Below are 25,252 nucleotides of genomic sequence, written 5' to 3'. Positions count from 1 at the left end.
TAGATCGTGTCAATGAGAGATACTTAATTAGTTTTACCTTATTGGAGAGAAAAATTTGATCAAATTTTCAATATGTTCATCTAGTTCTACTCCGAGTTTTTCCGCCCCTAGATAGATCGTCTCCCTTTCTATTTTGGCGGCAAAATCTTTCTCTTTTAGTCTCTTTTTTATAGATTTCACCTTCATATCACTATACGGAACAGGATTGATCTTTTGGTAGGCATAAAATATTCCGCTGATCTCATCGCAAGCCATGAGTGCGGCCGCCAATTTCGTCTCAGGAATCACAGAATAGCCATTGTATCCATAAGCATGAGCTTCCACCGCTTGTATCAACTCTTCGGGATAACCCCATTCCTTGAACCACTCTAATGACCTTCCCGGGTGCTCATCTGGATATTCTTCAAAGTCCAGATCATGCAAAAGACCCGTGATGTACCAAAGATCTTTGTCCTCATCAAAAAGATCGGCGTACCCCTCCATAGCCAGAGCTACCATATTTGAGTGGTGACGCTGGTATTCATTTTGTACGTGTTCGTTTAGGATCTCTTGCGCTTCTTCTCTAGTTGGCAAATTCATAAAAACTACTATAACAAACTATCTCATTTGTTGCTAAGAAGATAAACGCGTATGCATAGAAGTGAAAGTCACAATAAACACAATAAGTTCTCATACGCGTTTTGCTTGTGTTAATATATCCGTAACGTGAGTATTGCAGAAGAGACACAAAAAGAAGCGGTCAAATTGCTCAGAGAAATTTCCACCGCAAAAGGCTTCGTCGCAACAACAGAGGAACACGATAACTATTACAGAGTCTGGGGTCGCGATGGAGTAATTTGCGCGCTAGGGGCACTGATGTCCGAGGAGGAAGATCTGATAGATACGTCGAAAAAGACCCTGGAGACGTTGAGCGAATTTCAAGACCACACCGGACGCATTGTGAGCAACGTTTCGTTGAATGGAGAAAAGATAAGTTACGGGACAACCGTGGGAAGGGTTGACGCGACTCTTTGGTACGTCATCGGAATGATGCGCTTCACAGAAGCTACCGGCGACAACTACTTTTTTGATACTTATAAAGAAAACATAGAAAAAGCCCTATTTTATCTCGAATGCCTCGAGCTCAACGGACGAGGTCTGATATATGTTCCCCAAGGGGGCGACTGGGCAGATGAATACCTACATGAAGGTTATGTCCTGTTCGATCAACTGCTATACCTGATCGCCTTGACTTTATTTGCAAAACGCACAGGCGATGAGTATTACACCGAAAAGGCAAGTAAGTTAAGGGAGATCATAAAGGTGAACTACACACCCACTGAGGAGAACAAAGACAGTGATATGGTCTATCATAAAAGTCTCTACCAAAAAATGGTGGAGTCGTATGTGCCCCCACTTCCGATCGCTAGCTTCAACCCGCACCGAACTTATCACCATAAAGATGTCTTTGCGGTCAGCTTGTTTATGATGTTGGAGTTAGCTGATAAGGAGGCCTGTCGAGATATAATAGACAGCATCGGAGTGGAATTCGTGAATAGTGATTTCCCTATTGTTCCCGCTTTTTATCCGGTGATCCACGAAGACGAACCCGACTGGAAGAAACTTGAAGCCAATTACTTGTTCCACTTTAAAAACAAACCGTTTGAATTCCACAACGGCGGACGCTGGCCGATGGTACACGGCTTCTATATTGCCGGCGGAAACCATGATCTACACTCGGAGGTGGAAAGGTTTGCGCAAATTCTCGCTCGTGATAACTTTAGATTTCCGGAGTTTTATCACGGCAGAGATTGCACGTCTATGGGAGTCTCACGCTTAGGAATGAGCGCGGCCGGATACTTGATCGCCTATCATTCGGCAATTGAAAATAAGAAACCATTTGGACGGATTATATGATAATCGCATGCGACCTAGACAGAACACTTATACCGAACGGATTCGAGGACAACAACTCTTCGCTTGAGAGATTTTATGAATTCGTCAAAGACTTTGACCACACCCTGGTTTATGCCACGGGGAGAAACTTAGAGATGGTAAGAAGTGCTTACGAAGAATTTGGATTGAAAGTGCCCGACTATCTTCTCGCCTCGGTTGGAACGATGGTTTATAAACGCGAAGGAGACAAACTTTCGCTTGACCCGAACTGGATAGACTACGTATATACAAAACACCCCGAATGGGATAGAGAAGAGATATCGCTGAAGCTCGACGCGATCGAAGAATTAGAATACCAGGAAGAAGAGGTGCAGAATGAATTTAAGATCAGCTTCTACGTTAAAACCGAGGAAGATAAGGAAGAAATAGAAAAAGCGGTTCACCAGATGCTCGAAGGCAGAGAAGGAATTGAAATAGTGTATAGCGTTGATCCTCATAAAAAGATAGGGCTTCTCGACATACTGCCAACAACCGCGACCAAGCTGGGGGCGCTTGAATATATCAGGGTTACTCTAGAAAAAGAGAAAGAGGATGTGATATACGCCGGCGATAGCGGTAATGACATATTACCTCTCACCTACGGATACAAAGGAATACTTGTCAAAAACGCTCCGGATGAAGTCAAAGAAGAAGTTTTGAATATCGCTAAAGCAGCGCAGATCTCAGAGTTGGTTTACGTCGCGTCCGGTCAGTACGACGAAGACGGCAACTATGCTTCAGGCGTAATAGAAGGGATCAAGCACTTTAAAGAGGCAAAGGATTAACATTGATCAAGCGGCGCCAATTCCCAAAGAATCACGTGCTTTTTTCAGCGTACTCTTCTTCGCCGTCGGTTGTTTTTTCGGCAACACCTTCTTGCGGCGCGATATCACGACCCAAAGCTGTAGCTACTATCGGAGCCACCGTTGCCGTGACTATACTCAGAGCTATGATCGCGGCTAAAAGGCTTTGATCTAAAAGACCTTCACCGAATCCCAAGAACGCTACCGCCAGTGAAGTAGAAAGCTGAGGCATTGACGCTACTCCCAGAAACACCCCTTCTCTATTGCTAAATTCTCCCAAACGCCCAGCTAGCCAACCACTGAAAGTCTTAGAAGCAATCAATCCGACTACTATGCTGACAGTAAGAAACAATGCCCCAAACCCTTCACCAAACACAGAAAGATCTGTTTGCGCGCCGATCACTACAAAGAATACCGGCACCAGAAAACCATAACTGATCGCATGCAGCTTTGCTTTGATAAGACTGTTTTTGACTGTTCCAGAAAGAACTAAGCCCGCAAAGAAGGCCGCGATTATGGAGTGCAGTCCCACAACCTCAAAAAGAACCACAAAACCAATGAGCACGAGTACGATAAAACGAAGTTCTTTTTCAAACAGGTCCTGCTCTACCGGCTGGCGCACCGAAAAAGCAAGCCAGCGAACCTTGGGAATAAGCCAACCAATAAAGGCGATCAATACAACAAGACCTCCGTACATCAAGAGGGTTATGGGAGAGAAAGAGGTTGTCACCGACTGCAAATATATTGAAAGAAGCACCAAACTCAGAGCATCTACCGTCACGGCTGATCCCACGAGAACTCTCCCTATATCGGTACCTATGATCTTTTGCGACTGCAGTTGGGGTATTAAAAGCGCGATAGCCGAGGACATAAAAATAATTCCCATGAGGACCGCCGTTTCCATCTCGTAGCCAAATGCAAGCGTTATAGCTATACCCGTCAGAGCCGGCACAGCACCGATAAGGAGACTGGTAAGAACAAGGCGTTTTTTCATTCCCTTTGTGCTGGTGAGGCGCGACTCAAGTCCGGCCATGAACATAAGAAAGACAAGCCCAATAGTAGCCAAGAACTCTATGGTTTGATCCGGCTCAAACATATCGAGTCCGCTAGGACCCAATATAATTCCACCTATGATGAGAGACACTACCCAGGGTATCTTCATCCTTGTGAATATCTGCGAGAAAATAACTGCCACCAAAAGTATTAAAAAGAAAGAAGAAAAAGGGGACATAAATCAATTGTACCGTTTTGCTGTCGTACGTACAAAGTTCTGAAAATGTGTACAGCTATTCACAAGTTGCAAGTTGCTTTTGGTCTTATTTTTGCTGTACAGTGTCAGGTATGTTAGAGGTAGTATCTTTTGGGCTAACAGTCACCGGCGAGATAATCATCGCGCTTGTTGTACTGTCGGTCCATATGCATATAGCCAAAGAAAGGAAGATAGATCGCTACGTCCTCAGGTATATGAAACACGAACGAATGTTCGTTTACTTTGGGATTTTCTGTTTACTGGCCGGCTTTACTCTACAAGTATATATCAATCTATTTACCTAATAGGCTAATAGGCTAAATAATAATAGCGCAAAAATAAATGCTTCAATCTATAGATTGAAGCATTTAAATTGATCTTTCTGTTTAGTTTTTGCTTAAAAAAGCTTACTCACTATCGTCTTCAGTGTCTTCCCTTCTGTTGACCGGCGCACCTTCTTCCTCTACCGAGATCGAAATAAGACCGTCATGAGCAGCCCTTATTCCTGAGACCAATTCAGACAATGATCCTTGATCGCCCTTTCGAGAAAGGAAGCCATACCAAGGATAGTCTATCTCAACTTCTCCTCCGGACTCCGCTCGCGCGGTTACTTCCGTGTTTGTAGGGATGAAACCAAACAGGTGAATTCTCGTTTTATAACGCACTTCTGTTTGTTCATCATCTGTAGTTATGTCTACTACATTCTCGTCACTGAGAGCGGCGCTCGCTACCTGAACACCAAAATCATTGGCATCGGTAATTTCGTCTATCTCTTGAAGACGTGCACGTACTTCCGCCTTGGCCTCTTCGCTAGCTCCGCGCATCTCTTCACCGGAAGCCCTGACACTCAAAACATGGTCAGCGCTTCCCGGCTCCACGTCACTGTCTGAGTCATCGCAGTCTTCTTCTGCCGGACAAATTGCACCGCTCATCTCTAAACTTTGAAAAAGTTTAGGAGTTGATTTATCAATCCCTCGCAACCGCATGATCTTTGGAGAGGCCTTATCGATCTCTTTTGTCGCTCCAGCTCTGCTCTCTACAGTAGGAACGCCATCTCCGTCATCATCGGGATCTTGCGGATCTACAATGCTTCCAGGTTTATTTGAACGGGTCGAATTGTAATCTTGAGCTTCAACTTGGGCTTCAGACGCTTCAGATCCGTCATCCAATCCATCATCGTCGCTATCCGCGTCTCGAGTGTCGGCTTCAGCGCCTTCTCCGTTTTCACTATCGCTTTGTGTAGTTTCTACCTCTCCTTCAACTGTAGTTTCTGTTTCAACCGAAGTGTCAGCGTCTTCTTCGTGTCCTTCGGCATTTACTGCGTTAAAGAATCCAAGTGCAAACACCATTACGGCGATCATTAGGAAACTATACAATTTAGTGTTATCCATATAAATGTTTAATTCTTCTAATATTTATTAATACTTTTAATATACAGCACACTTAGCCAAAATACAAAAGCGGCGGATAATGATCCGCTGCTTTTGCCTCTTAAGGTGTTTACGATAATTTTTACTCTTCTTGGCTTTCTTGTTCTCCTTGGCTTCCCTGGTCTCTTCTTCCAATCGCTGCTTCTACTATATCTTTTGGCAACTCAGCGCTAGCCAAAAGTGCATCACGCACAGTCCTACCCGCTTCATCGCCGATCTCATCAGCCGCGTTAACGGCACCGAGCACAGCGGACCTTGCGGTTTCTCCGGTATCTCCACCGATCTCTTGAGTCGCTTTAATTGCTCCTCGAACTCCATTTACCGCGGCATTACCGATATCGCCACCAACTTCTGAAGTTCCTTGTACGACACCGCGAACTGCTTCTTTTGCCGCTGTTGCAATATCTCCGCCTGCCTCTGAGACACCGCGTACCGCACCGCTCACGACATCAGATGACGCTTCTACGGCAGTAGTTCCCATTTCTGACGCACCCGTTATTGCTCCTTTTACAACACCGGACACTAATTCAATAGCCGCGCCAGTAACTTCACCTGCGTCTCTGAGCGTATCTACCACTAAGTCTTTTACGCTGCTCCTGAGCGTACCGAGTATATCAGCCGCTCCTTTGACCGTAGCCACAATAGTATTTTTTGTTTCTTCTATAATTCTATTCAACATATTTCTGTATTAGTTATATCTATTAATTCCTTGTGTTCATTATAACATGAAAAAGAATCTTAAAAATCTTCAACGTATCTATCACAAAGTGAGATGCAGTAACCAAGACCAAGATAATTATAAAAGTACCTTTTATAAAACACGGCACACCTTGCTTTGAAAAGCTGAATAATACATAATCGCGCTAGATTCGCTTGTTGGAAGGAGAAGAGAGTGGCTTACGAACGTGTCTTTATCGGCTATCCGGTAACAGAGAGTTCTGATTTCAGAAACGAGAAGATCGAGATCGTGGGGGAAAAAGACAAAAGCGTAATAACAGCCATACACTGTCACTTACTCTTCGCAGACAGGAAGAGAATGCCGGTATTCCCTTTCTTTTCTTGTTTTACGCCTCAGCTCGTGGAGATCGCTGAGCAAACCGAAGAGACCCAGAGATTTCTTGCGTCGCCTTTTAAGTTTTTTCGGGAGGAGGTGGATTTACTCTGCCTCTATGGCGAGAAGGGTATTGTGCCCATTATGCGGCATTGGATGGGAATCGCTGTAGAGCTGAAAATTCCTATTATAGCCGCATCGCCATCCACACTCTAAGGTCTACACTCAGAGATCTACATATAGTCGACAGCGTGTACATCTAAAAGTCCACCACCAGCTAACGCTTTGCGTTAGCTGGTTTTTGTTATTCCTCCAACGAAATGCGTTTGAGCGTGAGTGCGTTGATAACGACAATAACCGTTGAAAGACTCATTATGAGAGCCCCGATCTCCGGACGTAGGAAAAATCCCCACGCCGCGAACACTCCGGCTGCCGCGGGGATCGCCACCACGTTATACCCGAGCGCCCATACGAGGTTTTGGACCATCTTTACGTACACCTTCTTTGCTAGTTTTATAAGACGAACCACGTCGAGTGGATCGTTATCGGTCAGCACTACGTCTCCCGCTTCAACTGCCACGTCCGTGCCAGCGCCGATCGCAACACCCGCGTCAGCTTGAGTGAGCGCAGGAGCATCGTTTACTCCATCGCCGACCATAAGGACCGTGTGCCCCTGTTCTTGCAACTCTTTTATATGTTTGTACTTATCCTCCGGCAACACGTCGGCAAAATACGTATCAATACCCAATTCAGCCGAAACGGCTTGTGCCACTTGTTCGTTATCTCCAGTTAGCATCGCTACTTTGATACCCATATCGTGCAAACTCTCGACAGCTTTGTGCGAAGACTCCTTAACCGCGTCCGAGAGAACGACATAGCCGAGCAATGCCTCGTGGCTTGCAACATATACAAGTGTTCCGGATACGTCCTCCGGCTCTTTATAGCTTACACCCAATTCATCCAGCAAAGCCGCGTTGCCGGCAACGTATTCTTTTCCATCGATCTCGGCTTTTACACCCTTTCCGGATACGTTTTGAAAATTAGAAATTTCCGAGAGATCGATCTCTTTAGAGCGAGCGTCTCTCAAGATGGAATGGCCGGTTATGTGGGAAGAATGTTGCTCCAATGAAGCCGCTACTCTGAGTACTTCGTCGGTATTATCTGCCGCAATGTTCACCACTTTAGTTACTCCGAATTCCCCGCTCGTTAGCGTACCCGTTTTGTCGAACACCACGTAGTCCGTTTTTCGTATCATCTCTATTTGAGACATATCTTTGATAAAGAAACCGTTTTTGACCGCAAGCGATGTAGTGATAGTGGTAACCGTTGGAATAGCGAGCCCAAGCGCGTGCGGACAAGCGATCACAAGTACCGTGATAGCGAGCGTTATCGCGAAGGCAAACGGCTCGCCGATCACAAACGTCCAGACGAGAAGCGTGAGGAGAGCCGTCGTAGCGGCGACGAACGTCAGCACCGCCGATGCCTTGTCTGCCATCCTTTGCGAACGTGGTTTGGTTTTGCCCGCTTGTTCTATAAGTTTCTGTATCTGCCCGACAGTCGAGCTCTCCCCGACCCGAGCTAGCTCGATCGTGAGCGAGCCATCAAGACAAATTGACCCGGCAACGATCTCCATTCCTTCTTTCTTTTCGACCGGCTTTGATTCTCCGGTGATGTGCGACTCGTCAACGCTAGAATTTCCTTTTGTAATAGTTCCGTCCGCGGGCACTTTCTCGCCCGGCTTCACCAACACTGTGTCTCCTTCCTCTAGCTCGGAGATATCGACATCAACTTCAGTGCCATCTGAAATTTTGTGCGCCTTTTTGGGTAAAAGTTTGGCTACTTCCTGAAGAGCGTTCCCAGCGGCTCCGCTCGATTTTGCCTCCAAATAATGACCGAAAAGAAGCACCCAGACGAGGGTTGAGATCTCGAAATAGAACTCAGCATGGAGTGAGGGAATAAAAGTCGAGGCAACGGAAAAGAGATATCCTGCTCCCACAGCAAGAGAGACAAGCGTCATCATGCCATACTGACGTGCCTTTATCTCATGCCAAGCGTGCTCAAAAAAGACGAGCGCGAAACCAAAGATCACGGTCGCGATCCCGAACTGCACCCACTTTCCGAGATCAAAGAACGTGAGATTAAGGGTTTCCGAGACCTTTGGATGTACCAAAACGAGCGGTAGCAAGAGAAAGGTGACCACCCAGAACCGTCGTAAGTACAAATTAGCGTCGCCATGACTCATAATACTATCAAGCATAAGCCAAATATATTAACTGGCAAACCTTAAATTTTAACAAGCATGCCTACGGAATTTTCGATCTGTCCTGAGCACTAGTATTTAATATTAAAAGTGTGCTATATTTGCTCTGACCGTGCTTAATGCCACACGAGAAAGTAGTCTAGTGAGTTGAGCGTACTACTAACTAAGCCGGCTTAAAAACATAATCCCTAAAAGCTATGCTAACTCGTCTTTTTACTTTTGTCGGTTTAATAGCACTAATGTTTTTTGCTGTATTTGCTGTAGATACAGCCCGCGCACAGACTGAACAAATCAATTCGCAGTCGGCCGAAGAAGCCAGCTTGCAGTTTTTCTATAGCGACACTTGTCCGCACTGCCACGCCGAACAACGTTTCTTGGACCAACTCTCCAAAGACTATCCGTCTGTAGAGATCGAGCGTTACCCTATCTCTAACGCTGACTATCACGATCTATTGCGAGAACGAGCCGAAGAAACAGGAGCTGAGCAATACCTGGGAGTGGTTCCACTGACCTTTATCGGCGATAGCTACATAGTTGGCTTTGACAACCCCAGTGGCACGGGCCAAGAGATCATCGGATTGTTGGAGCAAGAATTTGGTCTTCCTCAAAACAAAAACAGCACCGAGCGAGAGGATGGCGATAATTCTATTTCTCTACTTGGTCTGAACATTAACCTGAGTGAGCTATCTTTACCGGTTGTAGCGATAACGCTGGGTATTCTTGATGGCTTCAACGTGTGCTCACTTGGCGCCTTGATACTAATTTTGGGCTTGGTTCTAACTCTAGGCTCCCGACGAAAAATAGCTCTTTATGGCGGAGCTTTTGTACTGACTACCGCCGTTATTTACGGCCTGTTGATACTATTGTGGCACCAGCTATTCTCCTATTTAGCACCGCATATGTTCTGGCTAGAGCTCACCTTGGCCGCGATCGGCATCGCCGGAGGTGTTTATTTCATTAAAGAATACTTGCGTTTCAAACGCCACGGTGTTACCTGCGAGAGCGGACAATCACCATTGATAAACAAAACCACCAAGTGGGTCCAGGGTTTGTTCCAGAACCAGAATAGTGTCTTTACTCTGATCCTCGCGATAGTAGCGTTTGCGGCTGTGATCACAATAGTTGAATTCCCTTGCTCGGCAGGAGTGCCGGTAATGTTCGCCGGTATGCTCGCGGGCGCCGGATTATCAGCCCCGAGCTATACGGGGCTGATCGGACTATTTGTCCTGTTCTATCTCTTAGATGAGTTGATAATCTTTGCCATTGCTGTCTGGCGACTTCACATATGGCTTGCCTCCCCATCTTTTACGATTTGGGCGGCTCTGATAGAGGGCTTGGCGCTTCTCTCTATTGGTGCCTACTACGCTCTCAGCATTCTTAACTATTTCCTATAGATCTCTCTTTTTAGTTTAAGGGCACAATAGACCCCCCGATTGCCAGACTATCCTCTGAGACAATAAGATCATATCTGCTCTCACTGCCTCCCCCCCCCTACCGAATCATCCGAAAGTTTTGTTATAAAAAAAGCACGGCGTTTGCCGTGCTTGTAGGGTCAGTCCAGTCCATTAAGGAGGATCTCTTCGAGTGCGGTCGCATCGTGCACTTCAATGCTCGAGTGTTTCAAGGTAATGTACTCGTACATTTCCAGCTCATTCAACGCGCGTGTAACTGATTCGCGCGTGACTGCAATCAACTCTGCGAGCATTTGGTGTGTGATCTTCACAACAACATCGTTATCGCAAAAGTATTTGCGACAGAGAAGTGCGAGCATGCGCGCAACTCGAGTGCGCACCGATCCTCCGTGCACAACAGCTGTTGCTTCGCGCTGATTACGAGCCGCTTCTTGAGTCATCGGAAGCAATACTTCACTTGGTACATCCTCAAGTCGATACGCTTGTACTTGGGTTTGAACCAAGGTAGTCGCGTCTTCGCGATACTCATCATCTCCAAACAATCCTCCGAACGTGTCCTCCGGACCGCATACGCACGCGCACTTATCACTGAACTCATAGTTTGTACGCGCGAAAGGCTGCGTTAGTAGAACCAGTCCACTTACAACCTTGAACACTGTATCGGCTTCGTCCATCTCGCGATAAATGTGGTCACCAGGTTCATAGTTGAATAGATTAGCCGTCGCATCTTTGTGCCATCTGCTCGCGCGCGTCAAGGAATCTACCGTTCTCCCGTGCGTATTTGCTCCATTCACGACTGACTCCTTTCAAACAACAGGTTTAGTTTACTCTGCCGGAAAAATACCTATTTGTAAACAAATAGAATCGAGCACTTAGCACTTCTCGCTATTGGCGCCTACTACGCTCTCAGCATTCTTAACTACTTTCTATAGATCTCTTGTTGGTTCTTTTATAAAAAGTGAGCAACATAGTAGAGGTTGCTCGCTTTTTGTCACTGCGAAGCTTAAGACAACTTGTTGTATTTCTTACACCAAAGGATCTTTCTCTGGCTTTTCCACCGCGAGCATTGATCTACTACTCTGTTGTTACTCCGTCAAAATGTTCGTCATCCGCATCTGCTACTTCTTTTGTCTCGTGCGAAACTCCGTCGCGGTGTTCAGGTGGTGAATACACCGTGTAAAGTTTAAGATGCGTATCTGAAGATGTGTTAACTACGTTGTGCCTTGCGCCGGCGGGTACAACAATTGCAAAACCATCGCCTATCTCACGCTCTTCTCCATTAAGTATAGCTTTACCTTCGCCAGCTTCACATCGAATAAACTGATCGAGCTCATCATGCACCTCTTCCCCTATCTCGCCACCAGGAGCGATACTCATAAGCACCAGTTGGCTATTGGGAGCCGTATAGAGAACTTTTCGGAACATATCATTCTCTAGCGTGTCCTTTTCTATATTTGTTATGTATCCTTTCATATACATACATTATACACTATTAATACAAAACATTGTCTTCGTTTCGTGCTCCGACAAAAGAAAAATATCCGGAAAATACCGGATATTTTTCTTTTGTCGCGTGGCTATATAAACCATACTCACGACGTGTAACTAGTTTCCAAATGAATCCTGCTGTTGCTCGCCACCTGAGGACTTCATAGCTGTGTAGATAAGCCACAAAGCGGAAAGTCCGACAAGTACGTACACAACACGAGCTAGAGCTGTCATATCACCGAAAAGTGTAGCTACAAGGTCAAAGTCAAACGCACCGACTAGACCCCAGTTCACACCTCCGACGATCGCCAAAACGAGCGCGACCCAATCGATTGTTGATAGTTTCATATAAAATCATTTTTATTCTTATAAAGTACACACACCGACCGTACGTATTATACCACTCGCTCACCGTACTTAATAGATCAATCGATCTACTTATACACACCTGCTTTTCTAGAGACAAAAATTGCTCACTAATTTTAATCTAGCTCCATAAAGCACTCGCACGGCTTGTCTCGCAATAAAGCCCTTTGCTCATCTAAGGTATTTATATAAACAGATTGCTCGCTCTTGCCTTTTGCAAGTTTTTCGTCCAAGGGTGACCAGTGATTATATCCGCGCCGCTCCATTTCTTTGACGAGTGCATCGTGTCGCTCGTACAAAGCGCGCGTTTTACCTACCCAGCGCTTGGTTTCCGGATGCTTTGAATACCCGCCCTTACCTCCGTGCTTTGTGAGAACATTCCACAAACCATGAAGCTCTCTGTGCTCTCCGAGCAGATGTTTTCGACACAAGTGCTTAGTATCAATATCCCAAATCCTCATAGTAATCTAGTGAAAGATCATTAAACACCAAAACTCTCAATAGTCAACTTATTTTGAATCAGTATTTTGTAGTAACTTAAGTATCTCTTCTCGTATGACCTCTGGACTACTAAAGATCTGTCCTGACTCAGTGAATGTAGCGAGGGGGCTCGGGATGATCCTTGGGTCCTCTCCATCGGAAGTCTTTAGCTCAACCTTTCTTTCAAGCGAATACCGCAAGAAAACGTCCTCCGGTATCGGGACATTGTTGTGCAAGATATAGTCCGCTTTCTTCCCCACTCTGCCCTCGATCCTTTTTATAAAATCTTCTGCCGTATAGTCGTCCGTCTCTCCTTGCTTAGTCATAATATTCAAAATAATGACAATTTTTGCCGAAGAGCTCGCGATGGCCTCCTTCATCCCCAAAGGTAGCAAGGTAGGAAGTGTGCTTGAATACAGATTCCCAGGGGAAACGATCAACCAATCAGCCTCTTTGATCGCATTTGCCGCCACGTCTGAAACTCGAACCTCAGGCTTGAGATAAATATCAGAGATCGAATGAAAGTTAGGATTCCAAAGCGGATTCTTGGCAATAGTATCTATATTGGTCTCTCCTGTTACCGTGTTGCCTGTGGTTAACCTCGCGCACAGCTCGGTATTTTCGGTAGTCACCGGAAGTACGCGATGAACACCCAAATCACACACCTTCCAAATCTCCTCGAGAGCCGTATATGTATCACTCACTTTCTCGAGGGCGTGAAAAAGCAAGTTTTTTACAGAATGAGTATGTAGAGGACCGCTTTCATAACGATAAGAAAGCCCGTCTACGAGAACCTCATCGTCACAAAGCGCGAGTATGCATCTTGTCAGATCCCCGGTGTATCCACTACCGTCGTATTCTTCCCGCAAAACACCGGTCGAACCGCCCGAATCAGTACTGGGACAAATCCCGGTAATTTGAATATCAGGGATTTCCTTGATCGCTTCAAGAACCTTAGAGTGCCCTCCACCGCCGCCAATAGTAACCACCTTTTTCATTAACTGGATTATAACCCAACCGCCCGTTTTGACGTAATAAAAAATAGTCAACGTGGCAGGTTGACCTCTTTACGTCAGATCAGAAATAGTTCGAGTTAAGGCTCAACTGAAACTGAAAAGTTGCCAACTTGGGGGGCGGCCGCTTTATTTAATGACTCGGTCTACTATCCAGCTTTTCTGAATGCTTCCTTCAAGAAAGACGTAGTGACAGTTGATAGCTCACCCCTGTCTCTGTGTGATCGGGCTGTAATCAAAGCGACGAGATAAAGAGCATATTCATGAATTGCTGAAAAGTCCTCGTCTGCTTCATTACGAATAATATTCGCGCTTTCGGGGTACAGCTTTTTAATAATTGTGAGATAGGAATCGCATACCGCCTAAGTACGACCCAGTTTTTTAGCCGCTGTTTCGTAGCTAGTCCTGACCTTTCGACCTGTTGGAGAAAGTTCTTTCCTGCCCTTTTTAGGAGTTTGTTTTGTATTTTCTTGAAATTTTGCTTTTCTCGCCATATAGCCTCATTATACTCTCGACGCAAAGCCGCTCAAACTACTGGTTAAACACTAAAGCCTACTCGGTTTTAGCATTTAGACAGACTTCCTAGGCCTCTTTATACACCACCAACTGGCCGGCTTTACTCACTTGCTCAATTCCTCACCTTGTTCCATCTCTTCCAAATGTATGCAAAATTCCGACTTTTGCATAATTTTCTTATACCCCTCTATTTTTTGTTCGCCCGAAGAAATGAGCGGAACTCTTTTGCACTGACCCCTATGAGACGGAGGTTGTTTTGTACAACAAATGGCGGCAATTCCTTGTAGCGCGGGATTACCACAGGTCTGCTAAGATCCTTTCGCCAATATATGCGATGATCGCCCTTTTCGCGCTTAAACCGGCATCCTTCTTTCAGAACAAACGCTTCGAGTTTTTTCCAGTGAACTGAACCGAGCTCCGGCATAGAGTTACTACAACCTAGGCAGGCATCGACACATTAACGTCAACAGACTCCTGCGATACTGCTGGTGGTTGCCAGTGTTTCTTTACTTTCCTCCACCCAAGCTCTTTGAGCGCCTGCTCTGTGGTTCCTTCCTCAGCAATCTCTTCAAAAAAGATGTCTACGAGCTCTTCAAATCGTTCTTTCGCTTTTTTCTCAGTTTTACCGACCGTAGAAATATCTAGCGCGGGTGAATACGCAACGACCTGTCTACCGTGCTTAATAAAATTCACTGTGAGTTGGAGTTTTTCCGGCTTCATATGCTAATATCTTATCAAAAATTAACCGCTTTTTGTATTTTCTGTGTGTAGATCATATTTACTTCAATTCAAACCTTGCAATATCCGCCAGATTTTTACCATCGCGAGGGTGTCGAGCTCACAGTAGGCGCGCAAATCTTCCAATACCTGCTCCTGTCTATTATCATTCTCTCCCCGTAAAATGGTTTGAGCCCACAGGCGCTGAGCAGTACCTCCGTCCGACACCTCTAATTCTTTGTAGCTTAGTTCCGGAACCAAGACAGGTAACACGGCTTTGATCGACGCGCTTCCCAGAAAATCTCTGTGCTCGAACCACTTCTTTGAAAACGGGACCATCAGATCAACCACTCGGTCATTCAGATCATGGAGAAATTCAGATTCTTCAGGCACCATGTCCGCCAACAGAGAGTTGCATGTTTTCTCAAAACTCTCATTCCAGACTACTACAGCACCAGTTGACCCGATGTCCTCTTTTAGTCGCGACACTATGGCGCTTGCGGGGTTACTAGATTCCGTGTGCAAGTAGTCGGTATGTACCACTTCCGCGTCGGGCGCATCGATCCGATGTAGAGAGTACTGAAACGGTATCTGCTGATACGGACGCATACCATCAAATGGAGGTATAACAGATCCATACGTCTCATAATCCAGAAAATAGAGCGGATATTGAAAAGACTGAAGAAAATTTCTGATCTCGTTTGCGTCTCGGCTTTCCTCTTCTTCCAACAGCTTTATGTATTGGAGCGATTTATCTCCGAGCGGATACTCTTCGGGTATATCATGAATAAATTCAATGCCGGCATCTTCCAACTGAGCTATAAGCTTCGGCCTTATCCCCGGCAAATTATAAATACTGTGCTTGTCAGTATCTGGATACAGATATCGAAATACATCCATCCATTCCTGAAAACCCCTCGAAGAAGCATAGCGCGGTGAAGGATCCGGCATGTCCGGTTGACTGATAACAGACAGAGCGTCCTCAATACCGCTCTCCGTAATTGGTATCTGTGCTTTTACCTTTTCGGTTATGTCAGTGGTTGCGGTAAGCCCCTCTACACTGATCTCTCCTTTGCGTATATATGTGTTATCTACGTGAATTACTCGAGTGTTCTTGATCTCAAGCCCGCATCTCTCAAGAACGATAGTTTGAAAAGCAAGATCCTCTACGTGTTCGGGCTTGGCTTGGGTGCTCGCTTTGATCTCATAGAGATTGTATACATTGGACTCAACATGCTCGAGAACATCGACGATGCAGGTGATATCGCCCGCCTCAAACCTACCTTGCTGAATCACAAACGCTCCCTCGCGAAGCGCCTCCATGGTTTTTTGAGGCAGTAGTTTGTAGTCAGAGTAATCGTTCCACTCTAGTTTGGTAGCGTGCGGGAATAGTTGGTTCGCGTACGACTCAAAGAGATTGCCGTCATCGAATCGCGCCTGCAGATCTTCATCCACCGGCGGTAGTTTGCTTTTGTCGTGCTTTTTCAGCCAGACCCAAGCCGGATGTTTTAAATATTGTAAATAATCAGATTTTGAAAGCATAAATTAACTGGATTATAACCTAACAGTGCGATTTGACGTAATATAAAATGGTCAACCTGGCAGGTTGACCTATTTATTTATCTTTCCCACTCAAATATATCGACGATATTTTCAATCGCTGATTTAATGCGGCCGATGACGCTCTTTCGTTCCAAAATAGGAGGCGGCCCGCCTTCAATGGCGTCTGCAATCTGCCTGTTCTTCTGGAAGTCGACCGGTGTATAGATATTCACCGACAAGCTCCTCAAACTGCTCGCGTGTTATATTCTCCTTCTCTGTCATGTCTTTTAGAACATCGGAGCGCTCACTTTCCCAAAACTTCTCGAAAGCTTCTTCTACACCGTTTGCCTTATCGACCTTCGGCAAATTCTCCTCGATAAACTTTTTGATCAAATCTTTCTTCTTGCGAAGACGAACATCCCGATCAAATATTCGCAATATTTCTTCCGTCTTTCTTCTCTCGCAATTCAGTCAGATTTAATATTTTTTAATCCAGCAATTAACTGAATAATATAGTCAAAATTCACGATATCTCGAACCGTCAGCTCGAGCTCAAAATCAATCTGGTCCAAAATTGACTCAGCCTCGCCTTCACTGCTCTTGCGCTCTTCGTAAATATCTAGGTACTTGCTTTGATAGTCATAAAACTCTTGCTCACTGATCTCAAGATCATCAAACGAAAACTCCGCAAATGTCTCAAGTGATGATTTGATCCGTAACAGATCTCTAAATGTCTTCACAAACTCAGATCGTTTCTCTTCGCTATCAAGTGTGTCAATTGCCTCAACACTCGGTGTTTGTTCACAAAGCTTGTCGAGTTTCTCATCAAATTCTTTCTTTTGCTCCTCGTCACGGTTTTTTGAACACCACCTCCTTGGCATTCTCGTCACCAAAAAGGGCGAGCGCCTTGTCCGTTGCTTTCTTCAGGTTCCGGAAAGACACAATATTTCCGTGCGGCTTATCAGAATTTGAAAGCCGGTTCGTGCGCGAGTACGCCTGGATCAGTCCGTGGTATCGCAGATTCTTATCTACATACAGTGTATTCAGTCGCTCACTATCAAAGCCGGTTAAAAACATATTAACCACAAGCGTCAAATCCACCTGCTTGCTTTTTATTTTTGCGCTGAAGGTCATCGGTATACGCTAGAACCTATCGGTCGAAAAATTCGTCCCGAACTGCTCGTTGTAATCCTTGATACAGTCCTCCAGAAAATCTCGCGAGTGCTGGTTGACCACAGCACCCTCGCCACCAAACACGTCCACGTCCAGCATATCCGCGACGCTCATCCTCGTTCGCGTTGAAAGTAAAAATAGTCGCAATACTCAGATTGTCCGGTTTCTTTTCCTTAAACATCCGGTAGTACTTCTTCAATACATCGATCGACGTCGTCGCAAACAGCGCGTTAAATTTGCCGCTCTTTGTTTTACGCTTCCAGTCGCCGAGCACGTAGTCGGCAATTTTCTCCAACCGCTCCTCGCTCTCTAACACCTCTCTAGTATCCACGGCCTTAACTTCCACATCAGAGAATATGTCCGCATCCAGTACGTCCGGATCTTTTTGCTTATACTTCCCGACATACTCCACCGAAAAGCCAAGCACGTTATTATCCGCAATCGCATCGGTGATGATATACCTGTGCAAACACTCATCAAACACATCCGCCGTGGTCACACCGCCGACGTGGTTCTCGGCAAAGATCGGCGTGCCGGTAAATCCAAATAGCTGCGCCCGCTTGAAAAAGTCCTGTATCCGCGCGTTCGTCTGCCCGAACTGGCTCCGATGACACTCATCAAAGATGATCACCACCTTTTCATCCTGCAGATACTCGAACTGCTTTCTGTACGACTCACGGCTTATGGCGATATCAAGCTTCTGAATCGTGGTCACGATCAGCTTCTGGTCTTGATCTTTCAGCTGATCCACCAGCGTCTTGGTCTTGTCTGTCCCGTCCACTGATCCGGCGGAGAATGAGTTGAACTCGCGCGTCGTCTGAATATCCAAGTCCTTGCGGTCCACCACAAACAGCACCTTCTTGATCTCCGGTATGCCGCTCAATACCTGACTCGCCTTAAACGATGTCAGTGTTTTGCCGGAGCCGGTCGTGTGCCAGATGTAGCCGTTTTTGTCTGTCTCGCGCACTCGGTTTTCAATCGCCCGCACGGCGTAGTACTGATACGGCCGCAGCGCCATCGGTATCTCTGCCGCCTCAGCGAGCACGATATACTCAGCGATAAACTTCGAGATCGTACACTTCTCCAGAAACGCCTCGGTAAAATCCTCGAGCTTGGTGATTTTGTTATTTTCTTTGTCTGTCCAGTGAAATGTCTGCTCGAACGATTGCTTCGGGTTGTTCGAGAAGTATTTGGTATTCACGCCGTTCGAGATCACAAAGATCTGCACGTACTCAAACAATGTGCCGGTAAAGGAGTGCTTGTGATACCGCTGGATCTGGTTAAACGCCTCTTTGAGCTCCATTCCGCGGCGCTTGAGCTCGATCTGCACCAACGGCAAGCCGTTCACCAAAATCGTCACGTCGTAGCGATTCTCGTACCGCCCTTTCTGGGTGATCTGCTGGGCAGCTTGGTACTGGTTTTTGCACCACTGATCAGTGTTGAAAAACCGCACGAACATGTCGCTCTCATCATCTCGCTTCAGGAGAAACCGATCACGCAGTGTCTTCGCCTTCTGATACCGATCGCCTTTGTTGAGATGATTCAGTATCCGCTTAAACTCATCATCCGAGAACGTCGTTTCGTTAAACTCCTCGAGCTGAGTACGCAGGTTCACCTCGAGCGAGGATGTGTCCGGCAACGTGATCTTCGAAAACCCCAGCTGTTCAAGCTGATCTAGCAGTGTCTTTTCAAGCTGTTGCTCGGATTGGTGGGGCATATTACTTAAATTGATGTGCAATTTTTACTAAAAAATCTGTTGACTCTCGGAATTCTTGATCGTTCAAATGTAGGATTGTGTGAGTTTTCTGGATGGTGAATTGTATGTCTTATATAACTGCGGATTAGTTACTTGTTTTAAGCGTTGTGCTTTCTGTCCATTTTCTATTTCATACCAATCTCGCTTTGTTGCTTGTTTATCTTCTTTTTTTAATTCTTGAAGTAACCAATCATCAAACGTTATTCCATTGAGATGTCCGGCTTGATAGGCCTGAGACTTAATAAAACCATATAGCTCATTGTGGAATTCGACTGTATATAGGTTGTAAACATCAGTAATTAATCTCACCCCAAGTAGGACTCTTGTCTCCAAACACACCCCAGTCTTCTGTTACGTCCTTAGTCGAAATACCACTACCAGAAATCATTTTCAAACTGAATTAAACGGGCACCAGACCGTACTGGAAGTTGATACATATATGGTGAATGTGTAGAGATGATTATTTGTCCTATTTCTTTGACTCCTCAAAAAGTAACTCCGACAACTTAATCTGAGCAGATGGATGTAAAAAAACCTCTGGTTCATCTATTACTATTATTTTCTTATCGAAATAAATAGCCGCAATGATTCTAAAAAGATTTAACAACCCACTACCTAAACTCATATCAATATCAAAATATTCACCATCTGATATCTTGTAAGATATAACATCACCCGCTTTTGCATAAGACTTTTCCACCCCAATCACTAAAATCTTCAAAAACTTTTCTAAAAATATCTGTAAATTTTTGTTTAGTTTTCTTGTCTCTTCTATTTTTGCCAAAAGCTGCGATAACTTGTTATCAATGGAACTTCTATCCATATTACTATTAACTAAATAGTCCTTGTGTTCTAAAGTTCCTTCGAAATTATACTTTGCATTCCAGACTCTCTGATCTTTTATTATCTCTATTTTACTTTCAAAAAATTTCCGCTTTTGTGAACCGTAGACCTTTGTTCAGTACCTTCTATTTTATGGAGTACTGTTTTCAGAGGAAGTTGCCTCTACTAAAATATTATCTGATCTGTAATTTTCACATTCCAATCCTCTACAACAAATTTTATTTTTTCAATTAAGCCTAGAAAGTACGTCAATAAAATTAGTTTTACCAGAATTATTTTCACCTATAAGAATGTTTAAACCAACTTTATCTTGGTAGTATCAGGATAAAGCAAATTTATTCCATCACCTTCATTTAAGTTTCGAAACCTTTAAAATTTTTAATTTTTACATTCTGAATATACATATTTTTACACAAACATCTTCTGCATTAAGCCCTTTTTCCATTGCTCGGCTCGGGCGATTTGCTGTTCCTTGGATTCTATTACTTTATCCAGAGAAGTCAAAAAGTTAGCGATTTTTTGTTGTTCAGATAGGATGGCCGAGACAAGACTCATCCTTATTAATCTGACGCATATATATGATATACGGTTACACCAGTGACCAGCCGCATGATCACTTTTTTGTTTGTGAATATAGTAGCTAAGGAAGGTGTTCAATATATCATTCGATTGCACTTTAAACATCACTACCCAGTACATACCCCTTTTTCTTTTAAGGCATGGCTGTGGCTAGCCTCTAGGAGTAACATCTGATGTCGGCATGAGTGTCTGTTCCCTCTTGCTTAAAACACTGTCATCCTTTGAAATATCTGTGCTGGAAACAACTTCATCAATTAGCTCGTCGTATTCGCTAAGAAGCTCGCCATAATGGATGCATTTGTTTTCATTCTGCACAGAGATCCTTTTTTTGATATACCTTTTCCCTTTTTGAAAGACGCAGCTTCACCCAACTTTTTCTCCTCCCACTCCGGAAAATTATTTCCGTCGTCATCTTTAAAACGAATCTCTTGCGCAAAAATCTTTTGCATCATTCCTTTCTTGTACTTCTCCCACGCTGCTTTTTCTGAACGCAGATACTCGATCCATTCATCGACGGAGCTGAGGAAGTCGGCGATCTTTTGTTGTTCATAAGTGATGGAAGAATTACAGAAGCTTTTATCTTCAACACTGTCGCTTTGTGTTTGAGATAGCGGCAACTGACTCGTTGCTCCATGTGGCAATAGATTTTAGCAAACGCAATACCTTGCTGCGAGTTAAATAACTCTAATTCAGAAAAGCAGTTACAACTTGAATCCTAGAATTAAATTCGCCCAATTATCATCTATGCAAAAGTGTATATTCCTTCCATTCCAAATAGCAACCTTGCCCACTAGATTCTAAAGTGTTCCTGGTGCTACAAAAGCAATATCACCTTTAGCGATCTATCTCTAGGATTTATTTCTTCGTCCTCTTTTATGTATTCAATCTTTGTCAATACAAACTTGCCTCTACCTAAATTCCCCATTTTCATTAAAGGGTATCCTGAGTTAATATCTGTATTCAGAATAGTTACCCCCAAGCCTATATTGAACTATAAAATCCCCCAACTTCTTCTCCTCCCACTCACCCTCAAAACCCGGAAAGCGGAGTTTTGGAATATTCTGGGTTTTCTTTTGTTGGGACTTAGTAATTACTATTTCTAGCTTTTCTGGAGATCAATCTTATAAATGTTCCTGTAATATAAATATAAAACTCTGCCAACTCTTCGCTTGGCTTTGGCGGCAGAATGCCACTAACGCAGAACTAGTCCAATGCTCTTGACAGAAGAATTCATGAGCTCCCTTGACTCACGTCCAAAAACTTTTCCTCTGAGCTTCCACTTTCAACCTTCGTTAACGCTTTATCATCACTTTTGTTTGAAATTCTAAAATCATCTGAACTTGCACAGACTGATCCATTAGTAATGGCATCTTGATGGTCTGCCACTTGAATGACAGTTCTAAAGACATAAATACCGCTGCATAGGCAGGCTCGTCCAATCAAGCGTCAGAGTTTCATCCTCCGTCAGCCAACTCGTTTCAGACTGTCGATAATTGTCTTTGGTCGTTGTGATATCTATCCCGAGTCAATGTTTTTTATTTCAATCTTAAACCGATTAAAATCCTTACTCGTTATTTCGGCCAGCTCGTCAATGGCAGCATTTACCTGATTAGCTAAAGTCATTTCACCAAAAATATACTTCTGACCGTTATCCGCCAGAGGTGACTGTTCAAGATACCCTTGCAGCTCTGAATATATTGGCCTTACTTGATCCTTTTTGCTTTCGGTGTTGTTCATATTAAAACGGCTTATCTATCTCCAACTCATCGCAAAAACCTGCGATCGCATCCCGTGTTTTCTGCTCCTTTGACTGCAGTTTCTTCAGATCGTTCGCTACCGCATCAATATCAATCGGCTCTTCTTCCTCGAAGGTGTCAACATAGCGCGGGATGTTGAGGTTGAAGTCGTTCTCACGGATCTCGTCGAGGTAAGCGCAGTGTGCATACTTCTCGACATCTTTGCGTTCGTAGTATGTCTTGAAGATCTTCTCGACATTCTCGTTGGTGAGGTAGTTCTGGTTCTTGCCTTTCTCAAACTCTTTTGAGGCGTCGATGAACATAATGCAGTCATCGTCTTGCCGACATTTCTTGAAGACCATCACGATCGCCGGTATCGAGGTGCCGTAGAAGAGGTTCGCCGGCAAACCAATAACCGCATCGAGATAGTTCTGGTTCTCGATGATGTACTGGCGGATTTCCTCTTCCGCACCAGAGTGGAACAGCGCGCCGTGCGGCAGGACCACTGCCATGGTGCCGCTCTCGCTCAGGTGGTAGAGCATATGGGTGACGAACGCATAGTCGGCGACGCTCTTTGGGGCAAGACGGCCGGACTGGGAAAATCGCTCGTCGTGGGCAAGTGTGGGGTCGGTATGGCCTTTCCAATTTGCCCCAAACGGCGGATTAGCGACAATCACCTCCGCTTGCAAGTCCGGGTGTGCATCGTCAGTGAGTGTGTTGCCAAGCCGGATATCGAAGTTTGAAAAGTGAACACCGTGAAGGATCATATTCATCCGCGCGAGGTTATAGGTGGTCGGGTTGAGCTCCTGGCCGTAGTAGTCGGTAACATCGGTGTACTGGTCAAGTCGCAGGAGGAGCGAGCCGGATCCGCAGGTCGGGTCGTAGGCGCTTTTGATGCGCTTTTTGTCCGCCGTCACAATGCGCGCAAGAAGCTCTGATACTTTTTCAGGCGTATAAAACTCGCCGCCCTTCTTGCCTGAACCGGCGGCAAACTCCGCGATGAGATACTCGTAGGCATCGCCAAGCAGGTCGCTGCCGTTTATATGAAACTCGATGCCGGCGAGGTGGGTAAGGATCTCGATGACAACCTCGTTTTTGTCGTTTTCTCGTGCGCCGAGCTTGCTGGAGGTCAGATCAACGTCGTCGAACAAACCCTTAAAGTCATCTTCGCTTTCGGTACCGGCGGATGTCTGCTCGATGTTCGTGAGGATATTCTTGAGGTCTTCGAGGATGAACGTGTTCTGTCTCCTCGATTTCCTCCTCTGCCCTTTGGCTACGAGGTAAGAGAACAGCTCTGACGGGCGCAAGAAATAGCCAAGATGCCCGAGACAGGCGTCTTTGATGTGCTCGAGGTATCTTCTCGCCTTCCTCGCTTCCTTCGGTTATCTCTTTGTATGTAAAATTTTCGCTGGCAAGCAGTTTTTCATCGACGTATTTTAGGAGTCGCTCGGAGAGGTATTTATAGAAAATGAAGCCAAGAATGTAGTTCTTGTACTCGTCGGCGTTCATCTTGCCACGCAGTGCGTCCGCAACCTTCCACAGCTGTCGTTCCAGCTTTTTCTTTTCCTCTTCTGGCATACTATCCCAATCCTACCCCGTAAATAGGGCTTTCACAAGCAAAAAACCACCGCTTGGCGGTTTTGTATAGTGGTACTACTTAGTTAGATGTTGCCTTAATATCCTCCGTAGTCGTAAGTATCGTATGAGTCATAACCATAGTTGTAATCATATGAATCGTACTCATAATCGTATGAGTCGTATCCATCATAGTTGTAATCATACGTGTCATGCCCACTATAATTATAGCTATCGTATGAATCATACGAATTTATCCCAGAGTTTAAGCTATCATTCGAATCATATATACTCCTTCCTTGGTAGTAATCAGGATCAGTATTCCAAGAAGGAGAGTTCCAATCGCTATCATATGAGGGATCATTGTATGTATCGTTGTACAAATCACCGCATAGCCATAGTTATAGTACGGATTGCATTTAGTTCACTTATGTAACATAATACACATATGTACCATCACTTCGATAATAGCCATCAACATTAACGTAGGCAGAAGAAAGCAGTGGCATTGTTGCAACACCAAATATTGTTATTGATAAAATTGTTTTGTAAATCGTATTCATTGAACCGTCAATAACATTCATAGATTTTGATGTCAATGTTTTAGACCTTTTAACAGTTTATGCTCGACTACGTCACAATTACCAATTCCACCAGAGAGGATTCGATACCACCCAGAAAATGCTATTATTATCAATGACTGAACAACAATACAAACTATACGAATGCTCGGAATGCCATTTGAAATACAAACAGAAAGAGTTGGCGGAAAAATCCGAGGCGTGGTGCCAAGAACATCAAAGCTGTAACCTTGAGATCATCGATCACGCCGTGCGGGTCGTGCTTTTCGCCTGCGCGGAAAACAAAAAGCGAAGCCAAATGGCCGAGGTGATCTTAGATCGTTTTGCCACCAGAGCAATAGCAAAGAGCGCGGGCACGATGCCCGCTGCCGCGAGGTGGAGCCGCGACTGGGAGCAATTTTTAGCAGAGATGGGGCGTTGCCGTACCGCCGGAATCGCTTGCCCCTAAAGAAGTGACCGACGAAATGCTTCAAAGCGCCGAGTCATATTATTTTCTTCGGATGCCCTGCCCCCTCAATGTTTCCACCGAGAAATTTGAAGAATGGGCTATCGCCGATCCGCAAACGGATGAAGAGTTACGCGCCACGCGGGATGAGTTGGTAGAGAAGATCAAAACGCTGATTGGCGAGGAGAAAGTTTTTAATGTGAGGCACCGAGGTACAAAGCCGGTGTCGACACAAACGACTTTGAGTTAGCAGTAGGCTGAATGCCACCGAGAAGATGCTACGATCTGAACTCGTGAGCTGGCTCGTGAGGTAGCTCACGAGT

At 45.0% G+C, this 25,252-nt stretch carries 27 protein-coding genes and 2 pseudogenes; 7 read left to right on the top strand and 22 right to left on the bottom strand.

Annotated elements, in window-relative coordinates; genetic code table 11:
• Positions 1-33: 33 nt before the first annotated feature.
• Positions 34-579 carry an HD domain-containing protein gene (locus U5L75_01640; GenBank protein ID MDZ7726262.1) on the bottom strand — a complete coding sequence of 182 codons (546 nt, stop codon included), beginning with the start codon at positions 577-579 and terminating at the stop codon, positions 34-36.
• Between the two features lie 126 nt (positions 580-705).
• On the opposite strand from U5L75_01640, the gene U5L75_01635 reads away from it, so the two are divergent.
• Both U5L75_01635 and U5L75_01630 read left to right on the top strand, forming a co-directional pair.
• Positions 706-1,896 (top strand): glycogen debranching protein, encoded by a 1,191-nt coding sequence (locus U5L75_01635; GenBank protein ID MDZ7726261.1) that lies wholly within the window; start codon positions 706-708, stop codon positions 1,894-1,896.
• Positions 1,893-2,699: an HAD-IIB family hydrolase gene (locus tag U5L75_01630; protein MDZ7726260.1), complete on the top strand. Its 807-nt coding sequence runs from the start codon at positions 1,893-1,895 to the stop codon at positions 2,697-2,699. Before U5L75_01635 ends, U5L75_01630 begins: the two co-directional genes overlap by 4 nt.
• Positions 2,700-2,730: 31 nt before the next feature.
• On the opposite strand, the gene U5L75_01625 is transcribed toward U5L75_01630, so the two are convergent.
• Entirely contained in the window at positions 2,731-3,948 is a 1,218-nt protein-coding gene (locus U5L75_01625) for a cation:proton antiporter (protein ID MDZ7726259.1), read from the bottom strand.
• A gap of 110 nt (positions 3,949-4,058) precedes the next feature.
• Between U5L75_01625 and U5L75_01620 the strand changes: the two genes are divergently transcribed.
• Positions 4,059-4,271: a hypothetical protein gene (locus U5L75_01620; GenBank protein MDZ7726258.1), complete on the top strand. Its 213-nt coding sequence runs from the start codon at positions 4,059-4,061 to the stop codon at positions 4,269-4,271.
• Between the two features lie 102 nt (positions 4,272-4,373).
• Here U5L75_01620 and U5L75_01615 read toward each other — a convergent pair whose 3' ends face one another.
• Together U5L75_01615 and U5L75_01610 are read right to left on the bottom strand one after the other, a co-directional pair.
• Entirely contained in the window at positions 4,374-5,357 is a 984-nt protein-coding gene (locus U5L75_01615; GenBank protein MDZ7726257.1) for a hypothetical protein, read from the bottom strand.
• A 121-nt stretch (positions 5,358-5,478) separates the two neighbouring features.
• Positions 5,479-6,075, bottom strand: coding sequence for a hypothetical protein (locus U5L75_01610; protein MDZ7726256.1), 597 nt, complete (start codon positions 6,073-6,075; stop codon positions 5,479-5,481).
• Positions 6,076-6,288: 213 nt separating this feature from the next.
• Here U5L75_01610 and U5L75_01605 point away from each other — a divergent pair, with 213 nt between their 5' ends.
• Positions 6,289-6,663: a hypothetical protein gene (locus tag U5L75_01605; protein ID MDZ7726255.1), complete on the top strand. Its 375-nt coding sequence runs from the start codon at positions 6,289-6,291 to the stop codon at positions 6,661-6,663.
• Positions 6,664-6,751: 88 nt separating this feature from the next.
• Here the strand turns inward: U5L75_01605 and U5L75_01600 are convergent, their stop codons facing one another.
• Entirely contained in the window at positions 6,752-8,704 is a 1,953-nt protein-coding gene (locus U5L75_01600; protein MDZ7726254.1) for a heavy metal translocating P-type ATPase, read from the bottom strand.
• Positions 8,705-8,946: 242 nt separating this feature from the next.
• Here U5L75_01600 and U5L75_01595 point away from each other — a divergent pair, with 242 nt between their 5' ends.
• Complete coding sequence (locus tag U5L75_01595) at positions 8,947-10,101, top strand: glutaredoxin (protein ID MDZ7726253.1); 1,155 nt, start codon at positions 8,947-8,949, stop codon at positions 10,099-10,101.
• Between the two features lie 158 nt (positions 10,102-10,259).
• Here U5L75_01595 and U5L75_01590 read toward each other — a convergent pair whose 3' ends face one another.
• From U5L75_01590 to U5L75_01510, 17 genes and pseudogenes are all read right to left on the bottom strand, one after another.
• Positions 10,260-10,793, bottom strand: coding sequence for a Crp/Fnr family transcriptional regulator (locus U5L75_01590; protein ID MDZ7726252.1), 534 nt, complete (start codon positions 10,791-10,793; stop codon positions 10,260-10,262).
• Between the two features lie 400 nt (positions 10,794-11,193).
• Positions 11,194-11,592, bottom strand: coding sequence for a cupin domain-containing protein (locus U5L75_01585; protein ID MDZ7726251.1), 399 nt, complete (start codon positions 11,590-11,592; stop codon positions 11,194-11,196).
• 132 nt (positions 11,593-11,724) lie between these two features.
• Positions 11,725-11,955 carry a DUF378 domain-containing protein gene (locus U5L75_01580; protein MDZ7726250.1) on the bottom strand — a complete coding sequence of 77 codons (231 nt, stop codon included), beginning with the start codon at positions 11,953-11,955 and terminating at the stop codon, positions 11,725-11,727.
• A 134-nt stretch (positions 11,956-12,089) separates the two neighbouring features.
• Positions 12,090-12,434 carry a pyrimidine dimer DNA glycosylase/endonuclease V gene (locus U5L75_01575; protein MDZ7726249.1) on the bottom strand — a complete coding sequence of 115 codons (345 nt, stop codon included), beginning with the start codon at positions 12,432-12,434 and terminating at the stop codon, positions 12,090-12,092.
• Positions 12,435-12,482: 48 nt separating this feature from the next.
• Positions 12,483-13,451, bottom strand: coding sequence for a gluconeogenesis factor YvcK family protein (locus U5L75_01570; GenBank protein MDZ7726248.1), 969 nt, complete (start codon positions 13,449-13,451; stop codon positions 12,483-12,485).
• Positions 13,452-13,828: 377 nt separating this feature from the next.
• Positions 13,829-13,960, bottom strand: a complete 132-nt coding sequence (locus tag U5L75_01565; GenBank protein ID MDZ7726247.1) for a hypothetical protein — start codon at positions 13,958-13,960, stop codon at positions 13,829-13,831.
• 460 nt (positions 13,961-14,420) lie between these two features.
• Entirely contained in the window at positions 14,421-14,702 is a 282-nt protein-coding gene (locus tag U5L75_01560) for a hypothetical protein (protein MDZ7726246.1), read from the bottom strand.
• Between the two features lie 63 nt (positions 14,703-14,765).
• Positions 14,766-16,241, bottom strand: coding sequence for a DUF2779 domain-containing protein (locus tag U5L75_01555; protein ID MDZ7726245.1), 1,476 nt, complete (start codon positions 16,239-16,241; stop codon positions 14,766-14,768).
• Positions 16,242-16,415: 174 nt separating this feature from the next.
• Positions 16,416-16,634 (bottom strand): hypothetical protein, encoded by a 219-nt coding sequence (locus tag U5L75_01550; protein MDZ7726244.1) that lies wholly within the window; start codon positions 16,632-16,634, stop codon positions 16,416-16,418.
• A 74-nt stretch (positions 16,635-16,708) separates the two neighbouring features.
• The gene (locus tag U5L75_01545) at positions 16,709-17,122 is read right to left on the bottom strand and encodes a hypothetical protein (protein MDZ7726243.1); all 414 of its coding nucleotides are present in this window, start codon (positions 17,120-17,122) and stop codon (positions 16,709-16,711) included.
• A complete protein-coding gene (locus tag U5L75_01540; GenBank protein MDZ7726242.1) occupies positions 17,091-17,375 on the bottom strand; it encodes a hypothetical protein in 285 nt (94 codons plus the stop codon). The genes U5L75_01545 and U5L75_01540 overlap by 32 nt, the downstream gene beginning before the upstream one ends.
• Before the next feature lie 16 nt (positions 17,376-17,391).
• Positions 17,392-19,131 carry an HsdR family type I site-specific deoxyribonuclease gene (locus U5L75_01535; protein MDZ7726241.1) on the bottom strand — a complete coding sequence of 580 codons (1,740 nt, stop codon included), beginning with the start codon at positions 19,129-19,131 and terminating at the stop codon, positions 17,392-17,394.
• Between the two features lie 63 nt (positions 19,132-19,194).
• A complete protein-coding gene (locus U5L75_01530; protein MDZ7726240.1) occupies positions 19,195-19,503 on the bottom strand; it encodes a hypothetical protein in 309 nt (102 codons plus the stop codon).
• A gap of 136 nt (positions 19,504-19,639) precedes the next feature.
• Entirely contained in the window at positions 19,640-20,074 is a 435-nt protein-coding gene (locus U5L75_01525; protein MDZ7726239.1) for an AAA family ATPase, read from the bottom strand.
• A gap of 880 nt (positions 20,075-20,954) precedes the next feature.
• Positions 20,955-21,140: pseudogene (locus U5L75_01520) on the bottom strand (restriction endonuclease subunit S).
• 967 nt (positions 21,141-22,107) lie between these two features.
• A complete protein-coding gene (locus U5L75_01515; GenBank protein ID MDZ7726238.1) occupies positions 22,108-22,329 on the bottom strand; it encodes a hypothetical protein in 222 nt (73 codons plus the stop codon).
• Position 22,330: 1 nt separating this feature from the next.
• Positions 22,331-23,906: pseudogene (locus U5L75_01510) on the bottom strand (type I restriction-modification system subunit M).
• A 693-nt stretch (positions 23,907-24,599) separates the two neighbouring features.
• On the opposite strand from U5L75_01510, the gene U5L75_01505 reads away from it, so the two are divergent.
• Both U5L75_01505 and U5L75_01500 read left to right on the top strand, forming a co-directional pair.
• The gene (locus U5L75_01505) at positions 24,600-24,932 is read left to right on the top strand and encodes a hypothetical protein (protein ID MDZ7726237.1); all 333 of its coding nucleotides are present in this window, start codon (positions 24,600-24,602) and stop codon (positions 24,930-24,932) included.
• A 52-nt stretch (positions 24,933-24,984) separates the two neighbouring features.
• The gene (locus U5L75_01500; protein ID MDZ7726236.1) at positions 24,985-25,179 is read left to right on the top strand and encodes a hypothetical protein; all 195 of its coding nucleotides are present in this window, start codon (positions 24,985-24,987) and stop codon (positions 25,177-25,179) included.
• The last annotated feature ends 73 nt before the right edge of the window (positions 25,180-25,252 follow it).

The sequence above is a fragment of the Candidatus Campbellbacteria bacterium genome (assembly GCA_034521025.1).
Classification (GTDB): domain Bacteria; phylum Patescibacteriota; class Minisyncoccia; order Phycocordibacterales; family JAXHMZ01; genus JAXHMZ01.
Note: the sequence above shows the minus strand (reverse complement) of the source record. Positions and strands in the feature narration are given on the sequence as shown.